Source organism: Maritimibacter alexandrii (assembly GCF_005871115.1).
Classification (GTDB): domain Bacteria; phylum Pseudomonadota; class Alphaproteobacteria; order Rhodobacterales; family Rhodobacteraceae; genus Maritimibacter; species Maritimibacter alkaliphilus.
Genome location: NZ_SWKQ01000011.1, coordinates 54,913 through 79,298, shown reverse-complemented (window position 1 = coordinate 79,298; position 24,386 = coordinate 54,913). Strand labels below are relative to the sequence as shown.

Here is a 24,386-nt window from a genome sequence, read left to right as displayed (position 1 = left end):
CGCGGAACGCCCGGCCCAGGTCGCTGTCCTTCCACGGCCCCGTGACAAGGTTGGTGGCGTAGTCCAGTTCCTTGAAGACCGTGTAGACGATGTTGCCGTCCGGATCGATCAGGAAGATGTCGTAGTAATCCATCGCGACAAGGCGCGCGCGGAAGCCCGGATGATACGTCCCGTGCTTCACGTCGTAGCTCGACCCCGTGGCGGCGCTGTCCAGCAGGTGTTTTTCGCCCGTGGGGTTGGGGTTGTCTTCGATGTAGCTGCGCTGAAGCTCGGCATCGGGCGCGTCCATGCGGGCGAACGCACCGCTGAATGCGCGCATCGCTTCGATCACGGTCTTGTCCTGGGTAAGCGCGTTCAGATCGGCGTCGATGGTCGCGAGCAGGTCCGACATTCGGGCCGCCGGCGCCTGTGACACGGCGGTCAGACGCCCCTCGACCTCGCGCATCATGGCGTTTCGGGCCATGAAATAGGCCGCGACCGAGGTGACGATGATCGCCACGGCGACGAGGCCGACCATGAAGGCCGGCAATTTGACGACGAGGTTCATGTCGCGAAATCGGGACGGAATACTGGCGATCACGGCGCGCTCCAATCATTGCGGATCGCGGCACCATAGAATCAGAGCCCTACGATTCCCCTAATGCAGGCGCGGCTCGGGGTCCGGCATGGCCCCCAGAACGAATTCCCCTGCCTTTACGCCGACTTGCCAGCTTCGCGGCGGCTCCTGCCGGTCGCGTTCGCGGGCCAGCCGCCAGCCCTCGTCCGCCCCGTGGGCCGGGGCCATGCGCCAGCGGCTTTCGGCCCCCGGCGCCACCCCTTCGGGGGTGAGGATCAGCCCGAGCGGCCGCGTTCCCTGCCCCGCCCCCGCCTCGCAGGCCAGTTGCATCCGGCGCATCGGCGTCAGCCCCGGCGGATCGGGCAGTTCGCCCACCACCAGCGGCACGGCGCCGGAGCGCAGCGCCTCCTCCAGCGTCCAGAGCAGATCGACGGGGCGCGCGGCATCGACGAAAACGACCCGCCCCGGGTCCATCAGCTGCGCCATGCCGGGGCCGTGCAGCCGCGCCCCCTCCCACCCCGGTCGCACCCAGATCACCGGCCCCTGCATCCCCGCAGCGATCAGGAGCGCGAGCGTGTGACGGGCCGGGCCGCAGATTTCATGCACCCGCGCCTGCGCCAGTTCCAGCCGCCCGAGAAAGGGCTGGCCGGGGGTGGCACGGTGCGGGCGACGGTCGAGCAGGACGTTGTGATGCATAATCCCATGATAAATGTTCCCTTTATGTTCTCAAGCCTTTTCCGCTTCCGGGTTGCATTCCCGCTGCATCGCGGCACACTCACGCCGAACCGGACAGGAGACATATCCCGTGAGAATGAACACCATCGCAGGCGGCGCGCTGACCGTCAGCGAACTCTGCCTTGGCTCGATGACCTGGGGCACGCAGAACACCGAGGCCGAAGGCCACGCGCAGATCGACATGGCGCTGGACCACGGCATCAACTTCATCGACACCGCCGAGATGTATCCGACCAACCCGCTGTCCAAGGATCACTACGGCACCACCGAGCGGATCATCGGCAACTGGTTCGCGCGCACCGGGCGGCGCGACGACGTGGTGCTCGCCACCAAGGTCACCGGCCCCTCGGCCACCGTCCGGGAAGAGGGCTATGACGGCGAAATCATCCGCCAGACGGTCGAGGACAGCCTGCGCCGCCTTCAGACCGATTACATCGACATCTACCAGACGCATTGGCCGCAGCGCGGGTCCTACCATTTCCGTCAGAACTGGAAATACGCGCCGTGGGAACAGGACCCGGTCGAAACCGACGACCTGATGCGCGACGTGATGGAGACGCTCACCGACCTGCGTGACGCGGGCAAGATCCGCCATTTCGGCGTTTCCAACGACACGGCCTGGGGCACGGCCAAGTGGCTCCAGATCGCGCGGGAGATGGGCGGGCCGGAGGTGGTCACGATCCAGAACGAATATTCGCTCCTGTGCCGGCTGTTCGACACCGACCTCGCCGAGTTGTGCATGCATGAAGGCGTGCGTTGCATCGCCTATTCGCCGCTGGCCGCCGGGCTGCTCACCGGCAAGTACGAGGGCGGAACCACCGTGCCGGAAGGGTCGCGCATGTCGCATGTCGCGAACCTTGGCGGGCGCACGACGGACCGGGTCTGGCCCGCCATCGACGCCTATCTGGGCATCGCCGAGAAACACGGGCTGGACCCGGTTCAGATGGCGCTGGCCTTCGTCACCTCGCGCCCCTTCATGGGCACGGCGATTTTCGGCGCGACCAAGCCGGACCATCTGGAACGCGCCTTGGGGGCAGCCGACATGACCCTGTCGGACGAGGTTCTGGCCGAGATCGGGACCGCGCACAAAGCGCATCCGATGCCCTACTGAAGTCATCCGTTTCCGCCTGTGCGTCGTAAGATGTGCAGCAAATGGAGACAGACAGATGCGTTTCACAACAGCACTCATGGCGCTGGCGACCACGGTCGCCTTCGCCGCCCCCGCGACGGCCGCGAAATACCGTGACACCAGCGTGCCCATGCAGACGGTCAACGTGAATATCGACCGCTACATGGGCAAGTGGTACGAAATCGCCCGCTTCCCCAACTGGTTCGAGAACAATTGCGCGGGCGTCACCGCCGAATACACGCTTCAGGGCGACACGTTCGAGGTGCTCAACACCTGCCGTCAGGGCACGCCCGACGGCCCGGCACGCTCGCGCAAGGCCGAGGCGACCCCGGTTGGCCCCGGCAAGGTGAAGGTCGATTTCGTCCAGATGATCCCCGGCATCGGGGTCGGCGACTACTGGGTGCTCTACGTCGCGCCCGACTACTCGCTCGCCGTCGTCGGTGAGCCGAGCGGGAGCACGGGCTGGGTGCTGTCGCGCACGCCGCAGATCCGGCAAAGCCAGCTCGATACCGCCTATGACGTGCTGCGCCAGAACGGCTACGATACGTCGAAAATTCAACTGGTCGCCCAGTAACCCGCCCCCTACAAGGGCTGCATGAGAGCGTTCTTTCTTGCAGCCCTTCTTGCCCTTTCCGCCTGCGGCACGCCCGCGCCCGAAGGCCCGCGCATGACGTCGGTCGTGGGCTACGACGCGGCGCGCTTCATGGGCCAATGGGTCGAAGTGGCCGCCGTCGGACGGGCGCCCGGTGGCACATGGTCGATCCATGACCGCGAAGGGGCCACCTTCTTCGCCGCCCTGCCCGGCGCCGAGAACGTCGTGACGTTCACCGACCGGGGCAACGGTCGGCTGGAGTTCGCGGGCGCGACAGGCACGCTCTTTGTCCTCTGGGCCGACGCGGATGACCGCACCGTCGTGCTGGGCCGCCCCGATCACAGCTTCGGGGCGATCCTGAACAAGGGCGCCGACATTTCGCCCGACCGTCTCAAGGCCGCGCGCGACGTGATGGAGTGGAACGGCTACGACCTCGGATCGCTCAGGTGATCGAGCCGTGGGTGCTGGTGGCGCTGGCCGCCGCCGCCGTTCAGACCGTCCGCTTCGCCCTGCAAAAGTCCCTGCGTGGCACCGGGCTGAGTTCCGGCGGCGCGACGTTTTCCCGGTTCATCTTCGCCGCCCCCATCGCGCTGGCCGTCACAGCGGTCTGGCTTGCCTTGCGGGGTGAGCCCCTGCCTGCGACCTCGCTCCGCTTCTGGACCTTCGTGGTGATCGGCGGCCTCAGCCAGATCGTCGCGACCATGGCGACCGTTCAGCTTTTCGCCGAACGCAACTTTGCCGTGGGGGTCGCCTTCACCAAAACCGAAACCATCCTCGTCGTCCTGTTTTCGCTTGTCCTGCTGGGGGAACCCGTCGCGCCCGCAGGTCTTGGCGCGATCCTGATCGGGGTGGTGGGCGTGATGTTGTTGAGCTGGAAAACGGGCGGCGGGCGGCTCGCCCTGTTCAACCGCGCCTCCGGGCTGGGCCTTGTCGCGGGCGCGCTCTTCGGTCTCGCCGCCATCGGGTATCGCGGGGCCACGCTGGAAATCGCGAATGACAGCGCCTTTTTCCGCGCGGTCGTCACGCTCGCCGCCGTGACCACGTTCCAGTCGCTCGCCATGGCCGCCTATCTTCGCGTGGCCCAGCCCGGCGAGATGACGCGCGTGGCCAAACGCTGGCGTGTCACCTCGCTCGTCGGAGTGACCGGGATGCTCGGGTCATTGGGCTGGTTCGTGGCCTTCGCGCTTAAGAACGCGGCCTATGTCCGCGCGCTCGGCCAGATCGAACTGGTCTTTTCGCTCATGGTGTCGTGGTTTCTGTTCAAGGACCGCTCGACCCGCCGCGAAGTCGTGGGCATGGTGCTGCTTCTCGCGTCCATCGTGGTTCTGGTCCTCGTCACCTGACCACTGGCACGCCAGCGCGGCTTGCGTTACACCCTGCGCGAACTCACGCAAGGATATGACATGGCGCGCGTCCTCATCACCTCGGCCCTGCCGTATATCAACGGCATCAAGCACCTCGGGAACCTCGTCGGCTCCCAGCTTCCGGCGGACCTTTATGCCCGCTACATGCGCGCGCGCGGTCATGAGGTCATGTTCATCTGCGCGACCGACGAACACGGCACCCCTGCCGAGCTTGCGGCCGCCAAGACCGGCGAAGCGGTCGCGGATTACTGCGCCCGGATGCATGAGGTGCAGGCCGAACTCGCCAAAGGGTTCCGCCTGTCGTTCGACCACTACGGTCGCTCGTCCTCGCAGCGCAATCACGCGCTGACCCAGCACCTTGCCGGGAAACTGGCCGAAAACGGCTATATCGAAGAGGTCAGCGAAGAGCAGGTCTATTCCAACGCCGATGGCCGCTTCCTCCCCGACCGCTATATCGAGGGCACCTGCCCGAACTGCGGCTACGACAAGGCGCGCGGCGACCAGTGCGAGAACTGCACCAAGCAGCTCGACCCCGTCGACCTGATCGAACCGCGCTCGGCCATCTCCGGCTCCACCGATCTGGAAGTGCGCCAGACCAAGCACCTGTTCCTCAAGCAATCCGCCATGAAGGACGAGATCGACGCCTGGATCGACCAGAAAACCGACTGGCCGGTGCTGACCACCTCGATCGCGAAGAAATGGCTTCACGACGGCGATGGGCTACAGGATCGCGGCATCACCCGTGACCTCGACTGGGGCATCCCGGTCAAGAAGGGCACCGAGGACTGGCCGGGCATGGAGGGCAAGGTTTTCTACGTCTGGTTCGACGCCCCCATCGAATACATCGCCGCGACCGCGGAATGGGCCGATGCGACCGGACGTTCGGAAAGTGATTGGGAACGCTGGTGGCGCACCGATAAAGGTGCCGACGATGTTCGCTATGTGCAATTCATGGGCAAGGACAACGTGCCCTTCCACACCCTTGGTTTCCCCGCGACGATCATGGGGTCGCGCGAGCCGTGGAAGCTGGTCGACTACATCAAGTCGTTCAACTACCTGAACTACGACGGCGGCCAGTTCTCGACCTCGCAGGGCCGTGGCGTGTTCATGGATCAGGCGCTCGAAATCCTGCCCGCCGACTATTGGCGCTGGTGGCTTCTGTCCCACGCGCCCGAAAACTCCGACGCTGAGTTCACGTGGGAAAACTTCCAGTCCTCGATCAACACCGACCTTGCCAACGTGCTGGGCAACTTCGTCAGCCGCGTCACGAAATTCTGCGCCTCGAAATTCGGAGAAGCCGTCCCCGAGGGCGGCGAACTGGGCGAAGCCGAACGCGCGCTCATCGCCGATCTGACCGCCCGTATCCGGTCCTACGAAAAGCAGATGGAGGCGATGGAGGTGCGCAAGGCCGCGCAGGAGCTTCGCGCGATCTGGGCCGTGGGCAACGAATACCTGCAAACCGCGGCTCCCTGGACCGTGTTCAAGACCGATCCCGATCAGGCGGGCGCAATCATCCGGCTCATGCTGAACCTGATCCGCGTCTACGCCGTGATCTCGGCCCCCTTCGTGCCGGACGCCGCCGCCAAGATGCTGTCGGGGATGAATACGCTCGACACCGAATGGCCCGACGACGTCGAAGCCGCGCTTGCCGTTCTGCCCGCGGGTCATGCCTTCACGGTGCCGGAGGTACTTTTCACCAAGATCACCGACGAAGACCGCGAAGGCTGGCAGGAGAAATTCGCCGGTCAGCGGGCCTGACACCCGGAATTGTCATTGCCGTTTCATTGCCCGGCGTTACCATCCTGACAACAGGAGGTGCCGGGCAGGATGGCCGCAATGATGATACAGCAATTGCCGTTTCATCTTAGAAACACGGGCAAACGTGACGTTCGCTCGCAGTTCGGCGCGTTGCCCTATCGGATCGTGAACGGCAAGGTGAAGGTCCTGCTCATCACCTCGCGCGGGACCGGGCGCTGGATCATCCCGAAGGGCTGGCCGATGCACCAGTGCACGCCCGCCGAAGCCGCCGGGATCGAGGCGTTCGAGGAAGCCGGGGTCAAAACGCGCCCGCACAACGCGGTCATCGGGTTCTACACCTACGCCAAGATCCAGAACGGCCGCCGGATGCCGGTCGTGGTCGCGGTCTTTCCGGTCGAAGTGAAGAAAGAACTGAGCAACTGGCCCGAGCGCACCCAACGCCAGCGCAAGTGGATGGGCCGCAAGAAGGCCGCCAAGCTGGTGCAGGAACCGGAACTGGCCCAGATCATCCGTAACTTCGACCCGACATTGCTATGACCCGTCTTGCACGGCTCCGGCAAAGGGTTACATAATCGCTGACCGTTTGTGACAGGTTGATGCGATGATCCGCTACGCCGTGAAATGTGCCGATGGGCACGTCTTCGAAAGCTGGTTCCAGAATGCAGCCGCGTTCGACACGCTCGCGGCCAAGGGGCACGTGACCTGCCCGGACTGCGGCACCTCAACGGTCGAGAAATCGCTCATGGCGCCGCGCGTGACCACCTCCGAGGCCGCGAAATCGGCCGAGACCTCGCCCGAGGCCGAGCGGGACCGCAAGATCGCCGAACTCAAGGCCAAGGTCGAGGCCGAGGGCGATTATGTCGGCCAATCCTTCGTGACCGAGGCGCGCAAGATGCACGAGGGCGAAACGCCCAACCGGATGATCTACGGCGAGGCGAACCCGAAGGATGCCGTCTCGTTGCTCGAGGAAGGTATACCTATCGCGCCGCTCCCGTTCCTTCCGACGCGCAAGGCGAACTAGCCTGTAGCCAAGTGCCGCGAACCTGTTAGAATCAGGGGCATGAAGGTCGTTTTCGAAACCCGCTTCTCGTTCTTCGGCCAGTCGGGCTGGAAGTCCGACCATGCCGCCGATCCCGCGCTTCTGTTCGCCCCGGACAGGCTGGAACACCGGCTGAAATACTTCGAAGAGGTCACGCTCGCCTCACTGGCCGGGCAGACCGACGGCGGCTTCGAACACCTGATCCTGTCGTCGACCCTGATGCCCGAAGACTGGCAGACCCGGCTGCGCGAGTTGTGTTTCGACACGCTCGGCAAGGACAGATGCCGCATCCTGTTCCGCCCCGAAGGCTCGGCGGGGCACATCATCAAGAACACCGTCGCGCGCGCCTATGGCGACGACCGCGTGGCGCAGGTGGTGCTGGACGACGACGATGCGGTCTCGGCCGATTTCGTGGCGGCCGTGAAATACTACGGCAGCTTCGCCCTGCGCGACCCGATGAACCCGAGGCCCTATACCTTCCTGTCCTTCCCGCGCGGCTACACGCTGGGGATCGAGGACGGCAAGATCGACTGGTTGTCGCCGCGCTACGTGCCCTACACGAACCTCGGCCTCGCCCTGATCGCGCCGGGCACCACCAAGCGCAATCCGTTTCTGACCAGTCACAAACGCATCGGCCTGCGCCATCCGTCCTACATGGTCACGCACATGCGCCCTTATTATCTGCGCGCCGTGCATGGGTTGAATGACAGTCGCGCCCACAAATCCGACGACGTTCTGGACGACAAATCCATCGCGGGCGTGTTCCCCTATTTCCCGTGGCTGGCCCGTCATTTCCCCGGAATCACCGCGACCGGCGGCGACACCGGAATCGCCGCGCAGTAACTGTTTCACCTGCGGAAACTGTGCCCGACATTCCGTCTACAATCGCATTCAGGGGAAACAATTTAACCTTAACGCGCTGGGAATAATGGCTTTTTCGCGGCGAAATTGCGGAATTTTGTATCCACCTCGCCAAACCCTCAGTTAGTATCGCAGCACTGGGGGTGACCGATGGCTGCCGCTTTCTTCGGGCCCCGTGCATTTTTTACGTCGGGGGGCGTGCCATGTTCTTTCTGCTTCTGTTGATCCCGCTGCTGCTGGGTTTCGCATTCTTTTTCGACTTCGGCGGTCCCGACGACGGCATGGACGGCTCCGATGGTGACGACAATCAGGGCGGCGGTGGCACCATCGACCCGGGCGACAACGGCACGGGCACCGGCGGTGGCGTGAACGGCGGACCGGACGACCCGAACGTGACCGTCGACAACACCGGCGCGATCTACCTCACCGACCAGATCGACCTCTACTACGCCGGGGCCGGCGCACAGGAAATCCACGCGCTTCAGGGTGACGACACGGTCAGCGGCCAATTGGGCGACGACACGATCTTCGGCGAAGAAGGAAATGACGAGCTCTACGGCGGCTTCGGTCAGGATTATATCGAAGGCAACGCGGGCAACGACTCCCTCTACGGCAGCTTCGACGACGACGAACTTCACGGCAACGGCGGCAACGACTTCGTCAGCGGCGGCGGCGGCAACGACGGTATCTTCGGCGAAGACGGCACCGACACGCTTCAGGGCGACGCCGGGGACGACACCATCGACGGCGGCGCGGGCAACGACACGATCGACGGCGGCATCGGGGTCGACACGATCGACGGGGGCCTGGGCGACGATACGATTCAGGGCGGCAACGGCAACGATCAGGTCTCGGGCGACGCGGGCGACGATGCGCTTTTCGGCGGCTTCGGTGACGACACCCTGACGGGCGGCGCAGGCGAGGACGACATCACCGGCGGCTCCGGCGCGGACGACATCTCGGGCGGCGCGGACGACGACATTCTGCGCGGCAACGGCGGGGCCGACACGCTTGCGGGCGATGCCGGGAACGACATGCTCTATGGCGGGTCCGAGAACGACGACCTCGACGGTGGCGACGGCGACGACACGCTGAACGGCGGGATCGGCAACGACACTCTGAACGGTGGCGCCGGTCAGGACACGATCGTCGGCTTCGACGGCGACGACGTGGCGCTCGGCGGTGACGGCGACGACGATATCTCGGGCGGCAACGGCAACGACACGCTGAACGGCGAAGCCGGGAACGACTATGTTCAGGGCGACGCGGGCAACGACACGATCACCGACCTGTCCGGCGACAACGACCTGCGCGGCGGTAAGGGCGACGACACGATCACCGCGGGCGACGGCGACGACCAGATCCGTGGCGGCGACGGCGACGACACCATCGACGGCGGCGACGGCGACAACGCGATCTGGACGGGTGCCGGCGATGACGACGTCGTGTCCGGCACGGGCAACGACACGATCAACACGGACGTCGGCAACGACACCGTGGACGCCGGCGCGGGCGACGATACCGTCTATGCCGGAGACGGCGACGACGAGGTCGATGGCTGGACCGGCAACGATTTGCTCGACGGCGGCGACGGAGACGACCTGCTTCTGGGCTACGACGGCGACGACGACCTGCGCGGTGGCGATGGTAACGACACGCTGCTCGGCGAGAACGGCGACGACGTTCTGGACGGTGGCGCGGGCATCGACACGCTCGACGGCGGGGCCGGTGACGACACGATCTATCTGGATATCGGCGACACGGGCAGCGGCGGCGCGGGGGCGGACACCTTCATCGTCGACAACTCCGACCCGGATTACTACCTCGCGGACGGCACCACGCCCAATGTGGCGGTGATCGAGGATTTCGACGTCACGCAGGACATCCTTCAGATCGAGGGGCTGAACGCCAACGACTTGGGCCTCGACGGGCCGCTCGCGGTGAACACCACCGGGCTGGACGCCGGGCTTCTGCTGACGATCACCGACAGCTCCTCGGGGTCGGACGTGGTCTATGCCCGTATCCTGCTCAAGGGTCTGAGCGATGCGGATGCGGACAGCATCGTGGGGCCGGACATCTTCGGCACCAATGACGACGACGACCTGTCGGCCAATACGACCGCGAACACCATCATCGCCCGCGATGGCGACGACACCATCGCTGGCGGTATCCTGACCGACCTGATCGAAGGCGGCGACGGCGACGACGTCATCACCGGGGGCGACGGCGGCACCAGCCTTCAGGGCGGTAACGGCAACGACACCATCTTCGGTGGCGAAGGCGACGACGACATCCTCGGCAATCCGGGTGACGACATGATCGACGGCGGTGGCGGCGACGACACCATCGACGGCATGGGCGGCGCGGACGAGGCCGACGGCGGCGACGGCAACGACACCATGTTCGGCGGCACCAACGACGACATTCTGCGTGGCGGTGCCGGGAACGACATCATCGAAGGGAACGGCGGCAACGACACCATCGACGGCGGTGACGGCGAAGACGACATCGATGCCGGTGCAGGCGACGACACCGTGACCGGCGGCGCCGGGAATGACACCATCTTCGGCGATACCGGCGGCGACACGATCGACGCGGGCGATGGCGACGATTACGTCGACGGCTGGAGCGGCTCCGACGTGATCGATGGTGGCGCAGGCAACGACACCCTGCTGGGCTACGACGGCGGCGACATCATTCGCGGTGGCGACGGCGACGACATCATCAACGGCGAAGCGATGGGCGATACCCTGGACGGCGGCGCTGGCGATGACGACATAAGCGGCGGCAGCGGCGACGACACGATCGAGACCGGCACCGGCAACGACACGGTCAACGCCGGTAGCGGCAACGACTTCGTCGCGGTCGAGGGCGTGGGCGAGATCACGCTGGGCGACGGGGACGACACGATCTTCGTGCGAAACGAGGTCGGCACCGACGGCACGAACGACCGCGTGGTCACCGACTTCAACACCGCCGACGACGTGGTGATGGTCCCGGCCGGGGAACTGGGCAACTACTCCATCGTCGATGGCGGCACCGACGGCCTCTACTTGCTCTGGACCACCAGCAGCGTGGGTGGCGGCGTGGCGGCCTCGGTCGCCCTGACGCTCCAGGGCCTGACAGCCGCCGACATCCCGAACGTCACCATTCAGGAAGAGCCCATCGCGGTCCCCTGACCTCTTGCGCAATCCCGCGCCTGAGCTTATCAGGCGCGGGATTGAAAAAGACCACGGGGACAGGCGCAAATGCCGCTTCTGGTGATGAAATTCGGCGGCACCTCCGTCGCCACCCTCGACCGGATCGCGCGCGCCTCCAAACGGGTCGCGCGCGAAGTCGCGAACGGCTACGACGTGATCGTGGTTGTGTCCGCCATGTCCGGCAAGACCAACGAACTCGTCGGCTGGGTCGAAGAGACCTCGCCGCTTTACGACGCACGCGAATACGATGCCGTCGTGGCGTCGGGCGAGATCGTGACAGCGGGCCTCATGGCGCTGCGTTTGCAGGAAATGGACATCCCCGCGCGGTCTTGGCAAGGCTGGCAGGTTCCGGTCAAAACCACCTCCGCGCACTCGGCCGCACGGATCGAGGATATCGGGACCGACGCGATCAACCAGAAATTCGGTGAAGGCTTCAAGGTCGCGGTCGTCGCGGGCTTTCAGGGCATCAGCCCCGAAGGCCGCGTGACCACGCTGGGCCGGGGCGGCTCGGACACCACAGCCGTCGCCTTTGCCGCCGCGTTCGGGGCCGAGCGCTGCGACATCTATACCGACGTGGACGGCGTCTACACCACCGATCCCCGGATCGAGGACAAGGCCCGCAAACTCGACAAGATCGCCTTCGAGGAAATGCTCGAACTGGCCTCGCTTGGCGCCAAGGTGCTCCAGACCCGCTCGGTCGAGCTTGCCATGCGCTACAAGGTCAAGCTGCGCGTCTTGTCGTCTTTCGAAGAATATGACCCCAATGCAGGCACGCTGGTCTGCGACGAGGAGGAAATCGTGGAACAGAATGCCGTCTCTGGTGTGGCCTATAGCCGCGATGAAGCGAAAATGACCCTGATCTCGGTGGCCGACCGCCCCGGCATCGCAAGCGCGATCTTCACGCCGCTGTCCGAGGCGGGCGTGAACGTGGACATGATCGTTCAGAACATCTCGGAAGAGGGCCGCACGGACATGACCTTTTCCTGCCCCACCAATCAGGTGAAGCGGGCCGAGGACGCGTTGGCCAAGGCGAAGGACGCAGGCGCGATCAACTTCCGCGAACTGGTGGCCGACACGGACGTCGCCAAGGTTTCGGTCGTGGGGATCGGGATGCGCAGCCACGCGGGCATCGCCGCCAAGATGTTTTCGGTGTTGGCGCGGGATTCGATCAATATCAAGGTTATCACGACCTCCGAAATCAAGATTTCGGTCCTGATCGACCGCAAATACATGGAGTTGGCGGTCCAGTCGCTCCACGACGCCTTCGAACTCGACAAGGTCTGACCGAACGGAGCGGGCGCGCCGCGCGCCCGCGCTTTCCTAAGCCGCGCCCCGGACGTTGTCCGGCGCACGGCGATCAGGGGGCCAGCCCCCTTGGTCTCATTTGCATGGCAAATGAGACCCACCCCCGAGGTTTTCGGGAAACAGAGAAGCGAAAATCCGCGTTTCCATGACGGCGATGCCGCGCCTTTCGGCAGCGGCGCCAAGACGCGCCTGCCCTTACGGCAAACCCGACCACATACCAATGACGTCAGGAAAACGCTTTTCGGAAGGGGCGGCGGTGTGGTTTAACTCACTCGATTGCTTCAGGGGATACGGTTGAACAAGGAAACCTCTGCGACCGAAGAGCCGACCGAGTCGCGAAAGCTGCTCGGCAGGCTCCGGGAGGCGCTCGCGGCCGACGGCGCGGGACAGGAGAGGCTTGACCATGTCACCGAGATCATCGCGACCTCGATGGGAGTCGAGGTCTGCTCGATCTACCTGTTTCGCGATGCCGACACGCTCGAACTTTGCGCGACCGAAGGTCTGAAACCGGAGTCGGTGCACAAGACCCGGATGCGGATGGGCGAAGGCCTTGTCGGCCGGGTCGCGCGCACCAAGCGGATCATCAACAGCCCCGATGCGCCTTCGGAACGGGGCTTTCGCTACATGCCGGAGACGGGGGAAGAGATCTTCTCGTCCTTCCTCGGCGTCCCGGTGCAACGTCTTGGCGAAACCCTCGGCGTGCTCGTCGTCCAGTCCAAGGAAGCGCGCAAGTTCACCGAGGACGAGGTCTACGGCATGGAAGTCGTAGCCATGGTGCTGGCCGAGATGACCGAGCTTGGCGCCTTCGTCGGGGAAGGCGCGGCGCTGGCGGCCCTGCACCAGCGGCCTGCCATGTTCCGGGGCGGTTCGGGGCAAGAAGGCATCGCCGAAGGCCATGTCTGGCTGCACGAGCCGCGCGTCGTGGTGACCAACCCGATCGCGGACGACCCGCATGAAGAAGCGCGGCGTCTGCGTGCCGCCGTGGACGACCTGCGGGTCTCCGTCGACGAATTGCTTGCGACGGCCCAGACCGCCGACAAGGACCAGATTCAGGTGCTGGAAGCCTATCGCATGTTCGCCAATTCCAAGGGCTGGATGCGGCGAATGGAGGAAGACATCTACCGCGGCCTGTCCGCCGAAGCCGCTGTGGAGAAAGAGCAAAGCTCGGCCCGCGCCCGGATGGCACAGGTGCCCGACGCCTATCTGCGCGAACGTCTGCACGATCTGGACGACCTGTCGAACCGCCTGCTGCGCATCCTGACCGGGCAAGGCGGCGACACCGGAGCCGAGATGCCCGAAGACCCGATCCTCGTGGCCCAGAACATCGGCCCCGGCGAGCTTCTGGAATACGGGCGGAGCCTGAAGGGCATCGTGCTCGAGGGCGGGTCGGTGGCGAGCCACGCCGCCGTCGTCGCGCGCGCGCTTGCCATTCCGCTGATCGTCAACGCCGAACGGATCACGACCGAGGCGCTGAACGGGGACGCGATCATCGTCGACGGCGATCAGGGCGTCGTCCATCTGCGCCCCGAAGACAGCGTGAGGGCCGCGTTCCGCGACAAAGTCGCGATGCAGGCGGAACAGCAGAAACGCTATGTCGGTCTGCGCGACATGCCCGCGACCAGTGACGACGGCAAGACGGTGTCGCTGGTGATGAACGCGGGCCTCATGGCCGATCTGCCCTCGCTCGAAAGTTCCGGGGCCGAGGGCGTGGGGCTATTTCGCACCGAGTTGCAGTTCCTGATCCGCACGAACGTCCCGAAGCGCGAGGAACTGGCGGCGCTTTATTCCCGCGTGATGGATGCGGCGGGTGGCAAACGGGTGGTGTTCCGCACGCTCGACATCGGGTCGGACAAGGTGCTGCCCTACATGAAGCCCCAGGACGAGCCGAACCCGGCCCTGGGCTGGCGCGCGATCCGCGTGGGGCTGGACCGCCCGGGCGTGATGCGGATGCAGTTGCAAGCGCTGATCCGGGCGGCGGCGGGGCGCAACCTGTCCGTCATGTTCCCGTTCATCGCGCAGTTCGACGAGTTCTCGGAAGCCCGCGCTTTGTTCTATTCGCAGCTGGAACGCGAGGAAAAGCTGGGCCACGTCATGCCGAAAACCGTCGAGGTCGGCGCGATGCTTGAAACTCCGTCGCTTGCCTTCGCACCCCGGCAATTCTTCGAGGAGGCCGATTTCATCTCGATCGGCGGCAACGACCTGAAGCAGTTCTTCTTCGCCGCCGACCGCGAAAACGAACGTGTGCGCCGGCGTTACGACACGCTCAACACGTCGTTCCTGAACCTTGTCGATATGATCGTGCAGCGGTGTGAAGAGGCCGAAACGCCCCTGTCCTTCTGCGGCGAGGATGCCGGGCGGCCGGTCGAAGCGGTCTGTTTCGCGGCACTGGGGATGCGCACCCTGTCGATGCGGCCCGCCTCCGTGGGCCCGGTGAAGCACCTGATCCGGCGCACCGATCTGGGCGAATTGCGCGAGGTCATGGACACCGCGCGGCGGTCCGGATTGCAGTCCGTGCGCGAGCCGGTGATGCAGTACCTGTTTCGTCGCGAAGACTGAACGCTAGGATTTTTCCGACATTCGGGCCGGTTGCGGGTCGCATGAAGCCGGAAAAATCGGCTTTTTCGAACAATCAGCCTTTGGACCAGCGCGTGACCTGGCCCGCGATCCCCTCCCACGCGTTGGGGACGAGGTCATACCCGAGCACGCGTTCCGGGTTCGTCGGCGGCGGCATTTCGACCCCTTCGAGCTTCTCGAAACCGAACCGGCTGTAATATGGCGCGTCGCCCACCAGCATGACCCGCGACCAGCCCTGATCGCGCGCGAGTTCGAGGCTGTGCTGGATAAGCAGCCCGCCCAGCCCTTCGCCTTGTCGCGTCGGGTGGACCGCGACCGGGCCGAGAAGCAGCGCATCGTGCCGCCCCACATGGACCGGCCAGAACCGGATCGCGCCGCCCAGAATGCCCTCCGGGTCGCGGGCGGTCAACGACAGGCCATCGACGGGGGCCACGTCGTCGCGCAGGCGGTAGGACGACAGCGCCTCGCGCCCCGGTGCGAAACACAGGTCGTATAGGGCTTCGACATCCCACCAGTCGGCGGGCGTTTCTCGGGCCAGCGTGAACAGCGCGCTTTCCTTTCTCCGGCTTCCACCCGCCTTAGCCCAATCCGGGGCGGGGTTGGAAGCCCTCGGGTGCCGGAAATCATGCGCGAAAACCGGATCGGCGCATTCCATTCCATCCGGGCACGCGATAGCAATGGGCCAAGCGTTCGCGAGGTTTTCCAATGTTCTACCGCCCCGAAGACGGCCACGGCCTGCCGCACAATCCCTTCAACGCGATTGTCGCGCCCCGCCCGATCGGATGGATATCGACGCGCTCGACGCGCAGCTACGACAACCTCGCCCCCTATTCCTTCTTCAATGCGGTCGCCTATACCCCGCCGCAGGTCATGTTCGCCTCGACCAGCGGCAAGGCCGACCGCGCGCGAGGCAAGGACACGCTCGGCAATATCGACCAGACCGGCGTGTTCTGCGTGAACGTGGTGGAATACGAGGCGATCAACGAAATGAACGCGTCCTCCGCGAGTCTTGCGGCGGGCGAGGACGAGTTCCCCCATGCTAGGGTCACCAAGGCGGCCTGCAACGAAATCGACTGTTCGCGTGTGGCGCTCGCCCCGGCCTCGCTCGAATGTCAGTTGAGCCAGCTTGTGCCGCTGGAGGGCGAAGACAATTACATGGTGATCGGGCGCGTCGTGGGGGTGCATATCCGCGACGACTGCCTTGTCGACGGCAAGTTCGACATCACGCGGTTCGGCATGGTCACCCGGCTTGGGTATCGCGACTACGCGGTCATTCGCGAGGCGTTCGAGCTGACCCGCCCGGACGATTAAGTATTCATTTCTGAATATCGTATCGCCGGTTTTCGCGGATTCAGCCCCACGAGTGAATAGGTCAGAGTGTCTCCAGTGATAGGAGACCAGAATGACCCGCCGCCTTGCCCTCGAAACCCCGCAAATCGCCCTGCTGCGCCTCGAAGGTGTGGCGTTGTTCGCCTTCGGCGTCACCCTGTTCGCTTCGACCGGGGTGAGTTGGTGGCTCTTCACCATCCTCCTTCTTGCCCCCGATCTTTCGGCCCTCGGGTATCTCGCGGGACCACGGATCGGTGCATGGTGCTACAACCTCGCCCACACCTATACGCTGCCTGCCGCCCTGATCGGGGTCGGCTGGGCCACCGGCACGCCCCCGGCCCTCGCCTTCGGTTCGATCTGGCTGTGCCACATCGGACTGGACCGCGTGGTCGGCTACGGGTTGAAGCACCGGACAGCGTTCAGAAGCACGCATCTGTCGTTCTGAGGGGTCGCTTGGGGCGACGTGGGCAGGGCGTGTTCGGGAATACTAGAATCCTAGTATTCTGGTAGGCACCAAATCAGCGCAACCAATTGACAACGCGAAACAAATCCACGCTCAACCCAACACGCAAGCGGGACTTTTCACCAGGCGCGCACCCTCAGTGACCGCCCAGAATCCCCGTGCGCACCGAGTAATCGACCGCCACCTCGTAATCCGGGTCGTCGTCGCTATCGACCATAAGGTGCCCGGCGCGGGTGAGCAGCCGGTGACAGTCGCGCGACAGGTGGCGAAGCTGGATCTGCTTGCCCGCCGCCTCGTATTTCGCCGCCACCGCCTCGATCGCCTGCAACGCCGACTGGTCGGCGACCCGGCTGTCGGCAAAGTCCACGACGACCTTCGACGGGTCTTTGTCGATGTCGAAAAGCTCCACGAACCCGTCCGACGAGCCGAAGAACAGCGGGCCGTTGACCTGATAGACCTTGGCCCCCTCGGGGGTCACATAGGTCTTGGCCCGGATGCGCGTCGCGTTGCCCCAGGCATAGGCCAGCGCCGAGACGATCACGCCCACGACCACGGCGACCGCGAGGTCCTGCCAGACCGTCACGGCGGTCACGAGCAGGATGACGAAGGCGTCGATGCGCGGCACGCGGGTCAGGATGCGGACCGAATTCCACGCGAAGGTGCCGATCACGACCATGAACATGACGCCCACCAAGGCCGCGAGCGGGATTTGCTCGATCAGGGGCGAGGCGAAAAGGATGAAGGACAACAAAAACAGCGCCGCGGCGATGCCCGCGATCCGCGTGCGCCCGCCCGACTTCACGTTAATCATTGACTGGCCGATCATGGCGCAGCCGCCCATGCCGCCGAAGAACCCGGTGACCACGTTGGCTGCGCCCTGCGCCACGCATTCCTGGCTCGCACCGCCGCGCTGGCCGGTCATTTCACCGACGAGGTTCAGGGTCAGCAGGCTTTCGATCAGACCGATGGCCGCAAGGATCACCGCATAGGGCGCGACGATCTGGAACGTCTCCCAGGTGAGCGGCACGGCCGGAATGTGGAACGGCGGGAAGCCGCCCTTGATGTTGGCCATATCGCCCACGCGCGGCACGTCGATGCCGAAAAGGATGACGACCGCGGCCACCACCGCGATCCCGGCCAGCGGGGCGGGCACCACCTTGGTGATCTTCGGCATGAGCCAGATCACCGCCATGGTCAGACCGACGAGTGCGAGCATCACGACAAGCGGCAGACCGGTCAGCCATTCCCCGCCCGCAGCGCCATGCCCCGCCGCCTCGACCGTGCCGGGTACCTTGAATTGCGTCAGTTGCGCGAGGAAAATAACGATGGCGAGCCCGTTGACGAAGCCCAGCATCACCGGATGCGGCACAAGTCGGATGAACTTGCCCCAGCGCATCAGCCCGACGAAAACCTGAATGATCCCCATCAGCACGACGGCGGCGAACAGGTATTCGACCCCGTGATCGGCCACCAAGGCAACCATGACCACGGCCAAAGCGCCGGTCGCGCCCGAAATCATGCCGGGCCGCCCGCCGAGGATCGCGGTGATGAGACCGACGAGGAAGGCGGCGTACAGACCCACCAGCGGGTGAACCCCGGCGACGAAGGCGAAGGCCACCGCCTCGGGCACCAGCGCCAGCGCGACGGTCAGACCGGACAGAAGCTCGATCCTCAGCCGCGAGATGCTCAGGGGTTCTGTCGGGGCGAGGCGCAGATCGGGCGTCTCGATACGATTGGCAAAGCGTGCCAGAAGAGCTCGGGCCAAGGGTCACCTCGTTCGGGGGATCGTGTTCGCGGGGGTCGCTTTATCGCCGCGACGCAGAAAAAGCCACCCCCGACTGTTCCGAACGGTTCAGGTCAGGCCTTCGTGGTGAAGAAAAGCCGCACCGTGACCCATTCCCCGACGTAGTAGGCACCGATCTTGCCCAAGGTCACGAACACCACCCATTCGGTCAATGTGAGCCGCGACATCAGCACGGTGGCCGCCAGCGCGAAGATCGCGTTGCGCAGGGCGATGACCCACAGGGCGGACACGATGAATTCGGGCGCCGCCGCCCAACGCGGGCAGAGCATGGCGTGGTCGTCCGGCTCCCCCATGAGGACGGCGCAGGAAAACATGACGCCGTACAGGATCGACCCTGCGATCCAGACCGACTGGACGATCCAGGCCTCGGCCGACAGCCCGGCGACGACGATTATCGCGAGGATCAGAGACGTGAGGCCGAGGATTGTCACCCGATGCGCCCGGTCGTGGGCGCGTTTGTAGTAATCGGGCACGCGCCCGGCGATCCAGACGGTCGATCCGGCCGCCATGGCGATCCAGATCGGAAGGACCCCGCGCCCAAGCAGCGCGGGATCGAGATTTGCAAAGAAAGACCACGTGCCGAGCGTGACGAGCGCGGGTGCGAGGTCACGAGGGGGCGGTGGATTGATGGATTGTAAAGTGCTGAAGTTAAACATGAGATGCGCCTATTCCCGGATTCGGTCAGCAACTTGCCCCGATTGCGGCTTGTCTATGATCCGGCGGGCTGGTTCACTCGCCGGTGACATGAGGAGGCAGTCATGGACACGATGATCGGCGTGATCGGCGGATCGGGCCTTTACGAAATCGACGGGCTGGAAGGCGCGGATTGGGTCACGATCGAAACGCCTTGGGGCGATCCGTCGGACCAGATCATGACGGGCGTTCTGGACGGTGTGAAAATGGCCTTCCTGCCCCGGCATGGGCGCGGCCACGTCCACTCCCCCACCACGGTGCCCTATCGCGCCAACATCCACGCCCTGAAGTCGCTGGGCGTCACCGACATCGTCTCGGTCTCGGCCTGCGGGTCGTTCCGCGAGGACATGGCACCGGGCGACTTCGTGATCCTCGACCAGTTCATCGACCGGACCGTGGCGCGCGAGAAAAGCTTCTTCGGCACCGGATGCGTGGCCCATGTGAGCCTCGCCCATCCGATCTGCGAACGGCTGGCCGGGGCCTGCCTGACCGCGGCACAGGAGGCGGGGGTGACCGTCCACAAGGGCGGCACCTATCTGTGCATGGAAGGGCCGCAATTCTCGACACTCGCCGAATCGAAACTCTACCGCGAGGTCTGGGGCTGCGACGTCATCGGCATGACCAACATGCCCGAAGCCAAACTCGCCCGCGAGGCCGAGATCGACTATGCCTCGGTCGCGATGATTACCGATTACGACAGCTGGCACCCGCACCACGGCGAGGTCGACATCTCCGAAATCATCGCCACCCTCGGCGCGAATTCCGAGAACGCCCGCAACCTGATCGCAAAGCTGCCCAAGCTCCTGGGCGCGACGCGGGAGACCTGCCCGCACGGGTGCGACACGGCGCTGGACTTCGCGATCATGACGGCCCCCGAAAAACGCGACCCCGATCTGGTCGCCAAACTCTCGACCGTCGCCGGCCGCGTGTTGTGAGGATTGCCGCCGCCCTGCTCGCGGCCTGCCTTCCGGGTCTCGCGCTCGCACAGGAATTCGTGGAAGCGAACGGGCCGATGAGCGACGACGACTTCTACAACGCCGTCTCCTGCGGTGCCGATCCGGGCGGCGAATGCCGCAAGCCGCTGGTGAAATGGGACCGGCTCGGGCCGATCCGCATCGCCGTTCGCCAGATCGACGATGCCTATCTCGGCGGCAAGAAACTGCGCGCCGCCGCCGCGCTGGAACGGGCCATTCAGGCGCTCAACGGGGCCGATGCGGGGTTCCGGGTGGTCGAGGTCGATGCCGGAGCGGATGCCGAAATCGAGGTCTTCTTCTTCGACCTCGAACGCGGCGACCCCATCGCAGGCACCGGCATCGAAGGGGTCGACGGCTCGCCGCTTGGCGGTGCGTCGACCCGTGTGCTGTTCGAGCGCGAGACGGGGCGCATCCGTCAGGTCGCGATCATCTTTTCCACGACGCTCCAGATCCGCGCCTATGAAAGCGTGATGCTGGAAGAACTGACGCAGGCCATGGGGCTGATGACGGACATCCGAAACCCCTACTACGACGAAACCTCGGTGTTTTCGCAGGATACGAATGCCTCGACGGAACTGGGAGAACAGGACATCATGGCCCTGAAGCGCCATTACGCGCGCCCCTGACACTTCGGGAGGACCGCCATGAAACGCCTGATCTTCGCCCTCGCCGCCACGCTGACCACCGGCACCGCCACCGCCGACGGGTTCGTCATGGGCGCGGGCCGATGGACCTGTGAACAGGTGCTGACCATCGCCGCGCAGGCCGAGGGGAGCGAGTTCGAACAACTCGCGGGCTGGCTCATGGGGTTCTGGTCGCACGCCACGTTCGAGCGCGAGACCCGATTCATCGACATCGTCGAAGATGTCGGCGGGCGCGGCATTTTCGACGCGACGATGGGCGAATGTCAGCGTGCACCCGGCGACACACAGCTTTATATCGTGAGCCGTTCGATGATCGAAAACACGAAGTGAGACATATGAAGACCGTCAAGGACTACATCCGCACCATCGTCGATTTCCCGCACGAGGGGATCATGTTCCGCGATGTGACCACGCTTTTTTCCGACCCGCGCGGGTTTCGGATGTGCATCGACCAGATGCTGAACCCCTATGCCGGCACGCGCATCGACAAGGTCGCGGGGCTGGAAGCACGCGGGTTTATCATCGGGGGCGCCATCGCGCACCAGTTGTCGGTGGGGTTCACGCCCATCCGCAAGAAGGGCAAGCTGCCGGGGGCGACGCTGTCGCAGGCCTATCAGCTCGAATACGGAGAGGCGGTCATGGAAATCCATGACGACGCGATCCAACCCGGCGAAAAGGTTCTGCTGGTCGACGACCTGCTGGCGACCGGCGGAACCGCGCAGGCGGGCATCCAGCTGATCGAGAAACTGGGGGGCGAGATCGTCGGCTGCGCCTTTATCGTCGACCTGCCGGAACTGGGCGGGCGTGCGAAACTCGAAGCGATGGGCATGGACGTGCACATCCTGTGCGAATTCGAGGGCTTGTAGAGGTTTCGTTAACACTTGTGCCGTAATCAGGGCGTGGTTTGTAGGAGCAAACCGCTGCTTGCATACGCACGTCCCCCCGTGCAGCGCCCCGCTCGTCCCCCCGGCGGGGCGCTCTTCGTTTTGACGGGCATTTCGGCCGTAAAACCTTTGCCGCGGAAAAGGTTTTCCTTTTAAAACAGGTAAATACCGCGACTTCCGTTAACGCGCCGCGCTTTACCTGTCGCGCAGCATGACACCCGGATTCATGATCCCTTTCGGATCGAGCGCCGTCTTGATCGCACGCATCGCGGCCAGTTTGGCGGGGGCGCCATACCGCTCCAGATCGCCGACCTTGAGCCGCCCGACACCGTGCTCGGCCGAGAACGATCCCTCCATCCCGGCCACCAGATCATAAACCGCTTCCGCCACCTCGGCGCGTCGGTCCATCACCTCGGCCCGCGCCACGCCTGCCGCCGGGAAGATGTTGTAGTGCAGGTTGCCGTCGCCCAGATGCCCGAAGGCGTTGATGCGAAAATCCCCGACCTTCGCCACCGCCTGCCGCGCCCGGTCGAAGAAATCCGGGATCGACGAGAGCGGGAGAGAGATGTCATGGGACGAGACCGAGCCGATGCGCCGGTTCGCCTCGGGGATTTCCTCGCGCATCTGCCACAACGCGCTGCGCTGCGCTTCGGACTGGGCGATGACGCCGTCCCAGACCAGCCCCGCTTCCAGCGCCGCCTCGAACAGACCGGTAAGCGCCTCGTCCGGGTCGTCGCCGGCGCCGAGGCCAAGGTCGATCAGCACCGACCACTCCGGGATCGGGTCCACCGGGCAGCGGGCGGGACAATCCGTTTCGATAAGGAAGCGCGGCCCCTCGCCCGACATGAGTTCGAACGCGCTGATCCCCTGCCCGATCCGCGCGCCCGCGAGCGCGAGCAGGTCGAGCGCGGCAGCCGGGCTTTCGACGGCGAAAAGCGCGGTGCCGGTGCGGGCGGGACGCGGGAAAAGCCGCATGGTCGCCGCCGTGATGATGCCCAGCGTGCCCTCGGCCCCGATCATGAGGCCGCGCAGATCATAGCCGGTGTTGTCCTTGCGCAGCCGTTTCAGCCCGTGCCAGATCGAGCCGTCGGGCAGCACCGCCTCCAGCCCCAGACACAGCTCGCGCGTGTTGCCGTAGCGCAGGACGTTCACGCCGCCCGCGTTTGTCGACAGCACGCCGCCGACCCGCGCCGAGCCTTCGGAGGCGAGCGACAGGGGAAACAGCCGATCCTCGGCCAGCGCGGCGGCTTGTAGGTCCGCAAGGATCACGCCCGCTTCGACGATGGCCACGTTTTCCGCCGGGTAGACGCCGCGCACACGGGTGAGCCGTTCAAGCGACAGGATCACCGGGCGCGGGCCGTTTTCCATGATCTGCCCGCCGACCAGCCCGGTGCCGCCGCCATAGGGCACGATCCCCACCCGCGCCTCGGCACAGGCGCGCACCACCTCGGCCACCTCGTCGGTCGAGCCGGGGGCGACCAGCAGCCCCTCGCCGCCGTGAAACAGGCCGCGCGGCTCTTCGAGGTATCCGGGCGTCAGGTCGCGAAAGGCGGCGTCGGGCAGGCGCGTGCGCAGGCGGTCGGCGAATGCGTCGTCGGCAGGGGTCAGGTCCGTCATGTCAGATGGATGGCACCGCGCAGAGCGCAGGGCAAGTCACTCGGTCAACAGGCCCGGTTGCAGGACCATAACCGTGGGGGTGCGTGGGAGCGTGTCCATCGACAGGGTGATCGACCCGATGCCCGCATCCACCACGTCGAAGCCACCGGCCCGCATCCCGCCGATGAACCTGTCGAGCGTGTAGCGCCCGAACCAGTGCATCGGGATGACCACGCGGGCGCGAAACCGCTCCATCACCTCGATCATGCTTTGCGTGTCCAGAGAAACGCCGCCGTCCACAGCGGCCATGACCACGTCGAGCCGCCCGACCTCGGCATACTGGCCCGCGTCCGGCACATGATGCAGGTGTCCGAGGTGGCCGATGCAAAGACCGGCCATTTCGAAGACGAAGATCGAGTTTCCGTCCTCGACCCGTCCGTCAAAGGACCGGATGTCGGTGTGCACGTTGCGGATGAGCGCCTCGCCAAGATCGAGTTCGTGCGCCTTGGGACCATCGGCATCGGCCCAGCCCTGCAACACGTTCGCGATGTCCGGGTCCGGCGACATGGTGAAGTGGCTGATATGGGCGTTGTTCATCGTGACCACATCGGGGATGAGCCGCGCGCCGCCCTGATCGCCGGTGTAGTCGGTGATGAAATTCAGCCCGCCGGGCGTCTGGATCAGAAACGAGGCGTGCCCGACATAGGAGATGCGCACATTGTCCGCCGGAACCTCGTCGACATAGTTGGCCTTGTGCAGAAACGGCACGCCCATGTCCTGCGCGAGCGCGTGACAGTGCGACTCGATCCGCTCCTGCGCGAGCGCAGGTGTGGCGACAAGGGTGAGGGCAGCGGCAAACCGGATCATCGACATGGCAGGCATCCTG

Annotated in this window: 23 protein-coding genes; 17 read left to right on the top strand and 6 right to left on the bottom strand. The window is 65.1% G+C overall.

Going from position 1 to position 24,386, the window contains the following annotated elements:
* Window positions 1-637: 637 nt before the first annotated feature.
* Window positions 638-1,252, bottom strand: a complete 615-nt coding sequence (locus tag FCT00_RS08440) for an ImuA family protein (RefSeq protein ID WP_138422653.1) — start codon at window positions 1,250-1,252, stop codon at window positions 638-640.
* A 115-nt stretch (window positions 1,253-1,367) separates the two neighbouring features.
* Here FCT00_RS08440 and FCT00_RS08435 point away from each other — a divergent pair, with 115 nt between their 5' ends.
* The 11 genes from FCT00_RS08435 to ptsP all read left to right on the top strand — a co-directional run bounded on the left by FCT00_RS08435 (window position 1,368) and on the right by ptsP (window position 15,095).
* Window positions 1,368-2,402: an aldo/keto reductase gene (locus FCT00_RS08435; protein ID WP_171042940.1), complete on the top strand. Its 1,035-nt coding sequence runs from the start codon at window positions 1,368-1,370 to the stop codon at window positions 2,400-2,402.
* A 55-nt stretch (window positions 2,403-2,457) separates the two neighbouring features.
* Window positions 2,458-2,994: a lipocalin family protein gene (locus FCT00_RS08430; RefSeq protein WP_138422651.1), complete on the top strand. Its 537-nt coding sequence runs from the start codon at window positions 2,458-2,460 to the stop codon at window positions 2,992-2,994.
* Window positions 2,995-3,015: 21 nt separating this feature from the next.
* Window positions 3,016-3,462, top strand: coding sequence for a lipocalin/fatty-acid binding family protein (locus FCT00_RS08425; protein ID WP_138422650.1), 447 nt, complete (start codon window positions 3,016-3,018; stop codon window positions 3,460-3,462).
* The gene (locus tag FCT00_RS08420; RefSeq protein WP_138422649.1) at window positions 3,459-4,355 is read left to right on the top strand and encodes a DMT family transporter; all 897 of its coding nucleotides are present in this window, start codon (window positions 3,459-3,461) and stop codon (window positions 4,353-4,355) included. Before FCT00_RS08425 ends, FCT00_RS08420 begins: the two co-directional genes overlap by 4 nt.
* 60 nt (window positions 4,356-4,415) lie before the next feature.
* Window positions 4,416-6,134 (top strand): methionine--tRNA ligase, encoded by a 1,719-nt coding sequence (metG, locus tag FCT00_RS08415; protein WP_138422648.1) that lies wholly within the window; start codon window positions 4,416-4,418, stop codon window positions 6,132-6,134.
* Between the two features lie 69 nt (window positions 6,135-6,203).
* Complete coding sequence (locus FCT00_RS08410; protein WP_008335021.1) at window positions 6,204-6,671, top strand: NUDIX hydrolase; 468 nt, start codon at window positions 6,204-6,206, stop codon at window positions 6,669-6,671.
* A gap of 64 nt (window positions 6,672-6,735) precedes the next feature.
* Window positions 6,736-7,155 (top strand): DUF1178 family protein, encoded by a 420-nt coding sequence (locus tag FCT00_RS08405; protein WP_138422647.1) that lies wholly within the window; start codon window positions 6,736-6,738, stop codon window positions 7,153-7,155.
* A 39-nt stretch (window positions 7,156-7,194) separates the two neighbouring features.
* Entirely contained in the window at window positions 7,195-8,016 is an 822-nt protein-coding gene (locus FCT00_RS08400; RefSeq protein ID WP_138422646.1) for a glycosyltransferase, read from the top strand.
* Between the two features lie 221 nt (window positions 8,017-8,237).
* The gene (locus FCT00_RS08395; protein ID WP_138422645.1) at window positions 8,238-11,213 is read left to right on the top strand and encodes a calcium-binding protein; all 2,976 of its coding nucleotides are present in this window, start codon (window positions 8,238-8,240) and stop codon (window positions 11,211-11,213) included.
* Window positions 11,214-11,282: 69 nt separating this feature from the next.
* Complete coding sequence (locus FCT00_RS08390; protein ID WP_008335015.1) at window positions 11,283-12,518, top strand: aspartate kinase; 1,236 nt, start codon at window positions 11,283-11,285, stop codon at window positions 12,516-12,518.
* 315 nt (window positions 12,519-12,833) lie between these two features.
* On the top strand, window positions 12,834-15,095 hold the full coding sequence (gene ptsP / locus FCT00_RS08385; RefSeq protein WP_138422644.1) for a phosphoenolpyruvate--protein phosphotransferase: 2,262 nt from the start codon (window positions 12,834-12,836) through the stop codon (window positions 15,093-15,095).
* 73 nt (window positions 15,096-15,168) lie between these two features.
* Here ptsP and FCT00_RS08380 read toward each other — a convergent pair whose 3' ends face one another.
* Window positions 15,169-15,660 (bottom strand): GNAT family N-acetyltransferase, encoded by a 492-nt coding sequence (locus FCT00_RS08380; RefSeq protein WP_138423284.1) that lies wholly within the window; start codon window positions 15,658-15,660, stop codon window positions 15,169-15,171.
* A gap of 158 nt (window positions 15,661-15,818) precedes the next feature.
* Here FCT00_RS08380 and FCT00_RS08375 point away from each other — a divergent pair, with 158 nt between their 5' ends.
* Both FCT00_RS08375 and FCT00_RS08370 read left to right on the top strand, forming a co-directional pair.
* A complete protein-coding gene (locus FCT00_RS08375) occupies window positions 15,819-16,424 on the top strand; it encodes a flavin reductase family protein (RefSeq protein ID WP_138422643.1) in 606 nt (201 codons plus the stop codon).
* Between the two features lie 91 nt (window positions 16,425-16,515).
* Window positions 16,516-16,887, top strand: coding sequence for a DUF4260 domain-containing protein (locus FCT00_RS08370; RefSeq protein WP_138422642.1), 372 nt, complete (start codon window positions 16,516-16,518; stop codon window positions 16,885-16,887).
* Window positions 16,888-17,041: 154 nt separating this feature from the next.
* Here FCT00_RS08370 and FCT00_RS08365 read toward each other — a convergent pair whose 3' ends face one another.
* Together FCT00_RS08365 and FCT00_RS08360 are read right to left on the bottom strand one after the other, a co-directional pair.
* Complete coding sequence (locus FCT00_RS08365) at window positions 17,042-18,670, bottom strand: SulP family inorganic anion transporter (protein WP_138422641.1); 1,629 nt, start codon at window positions 18,668-18,670, stop codon at window positions 17,042-17,044.
* Between the two features lie 92 nt (window positions 18,671-18,762).
* Window positions 18,763-19,365 carry a hypothetical protein gene (locus FCT00_RS08360; protein WP_138422640.1) on the bottom strand — a complete coding sequence of 201 codons (603 nt, stop codon included), beginning with the start codon at window positions 19,363-19,365 and terminating at the stop codon, window positions 18,763-18,765.
* Window positions 19,366-19,467: 102 nt separating this feature from the next.
* On the opposite strand from FCT00_RS08360, the gene FCT00_RS08355 reads away from it, so the two are divergent.
* From FCT00_RS08355 to FCT00_RS08340, 4 genes are read left to right on the top strand one after another with little or no spacing between them, the layout of a single operon-like run.
* Window positions 19,468-20,337 carry an S-methyl-5'-thioadenosine phosphorylase gene (locus FCT00_RS08355; protein WP_138422639.1) on the top strand — a complete coding sequence of 290 codons (870 nt, stop codon included), beginning with the start codon at window positions 19,468-19,470 and terminating at the stop codon, window positions 20,335-20,337.
* Window positions 20,334-21,002, top strand: a complete 669-nt coding sequence (locus tag FCT00_RS08350; RefSeq protein ID WP_138422638.1) for a DUF2927 domain-containing protein — start codon at window positions 20,334-20,336, stop codon at window positions 21,000-21,002. Before FCT00_RS08355 ends, FCT00_RS08350 begins: the two co-directional genes overlap by 4 nt.
* Before the next feature lie 18 nt (window positions 21,003-21,020).
* Window positions 21,021-21,350: a 5'-methylthioadenosine phosphorylase gene (locus tag FCT00_RS08345; RefSeq protein ID WP_138422637.1), complete on the top strand. Its 330-nt coding sequence runs from the start codon at window positions 21,021-21,023 to the stop codon at window positions 21,348-21,350.
* Window positions 21,347-21,886, top strand: a complete 540-nt coding sequence (locus tag FCT00_RS08340) for an adenine phosphoribosyltransferase (RefSeq protein WP_171042938.1) — start codon at window positions 21,347-21,349, stop codon at window positions 21,884-21,886. The genes FCT00_RS08345 and FCT00_RS08340 overlap by 4 nt, the downstream gene beginning before the upstream one ends.
* A gap of 213 nt (window positions 21,887-22,099) precedes the next feature.
* Here FCT00_RS08340 and FCT00_RS08335 read toward each other — a convergent pair whose 3' ends face one another.
* Entirely contained in the window at window positions 22,100-23,521 is a 1,422-nt protein-coding gene (locus FCT00_RS08335) for an FAD-binding oxidoreductase (RefSeq protein ID WP_138422635.1), read from the bottom strand.
* 36 nt (window positions 23,522-23,557) lie between these two features.
* Window positions 23,558-24,373 carry an MBL fold metallo-hydrolase gene (locus tag FCT00_RS08330; RefSeq protein ID WP_138422634.1) on the bottom strand — a complete coding sequence of 272 codons (816 nt, stop codon included), beginning with the start codon at window positions 24,371-24,373 and terminating at the stop codon, window positions 23,558-23,560.
* Window positions 24,374-24,386 lie beyond the last annotated feature (13 nt).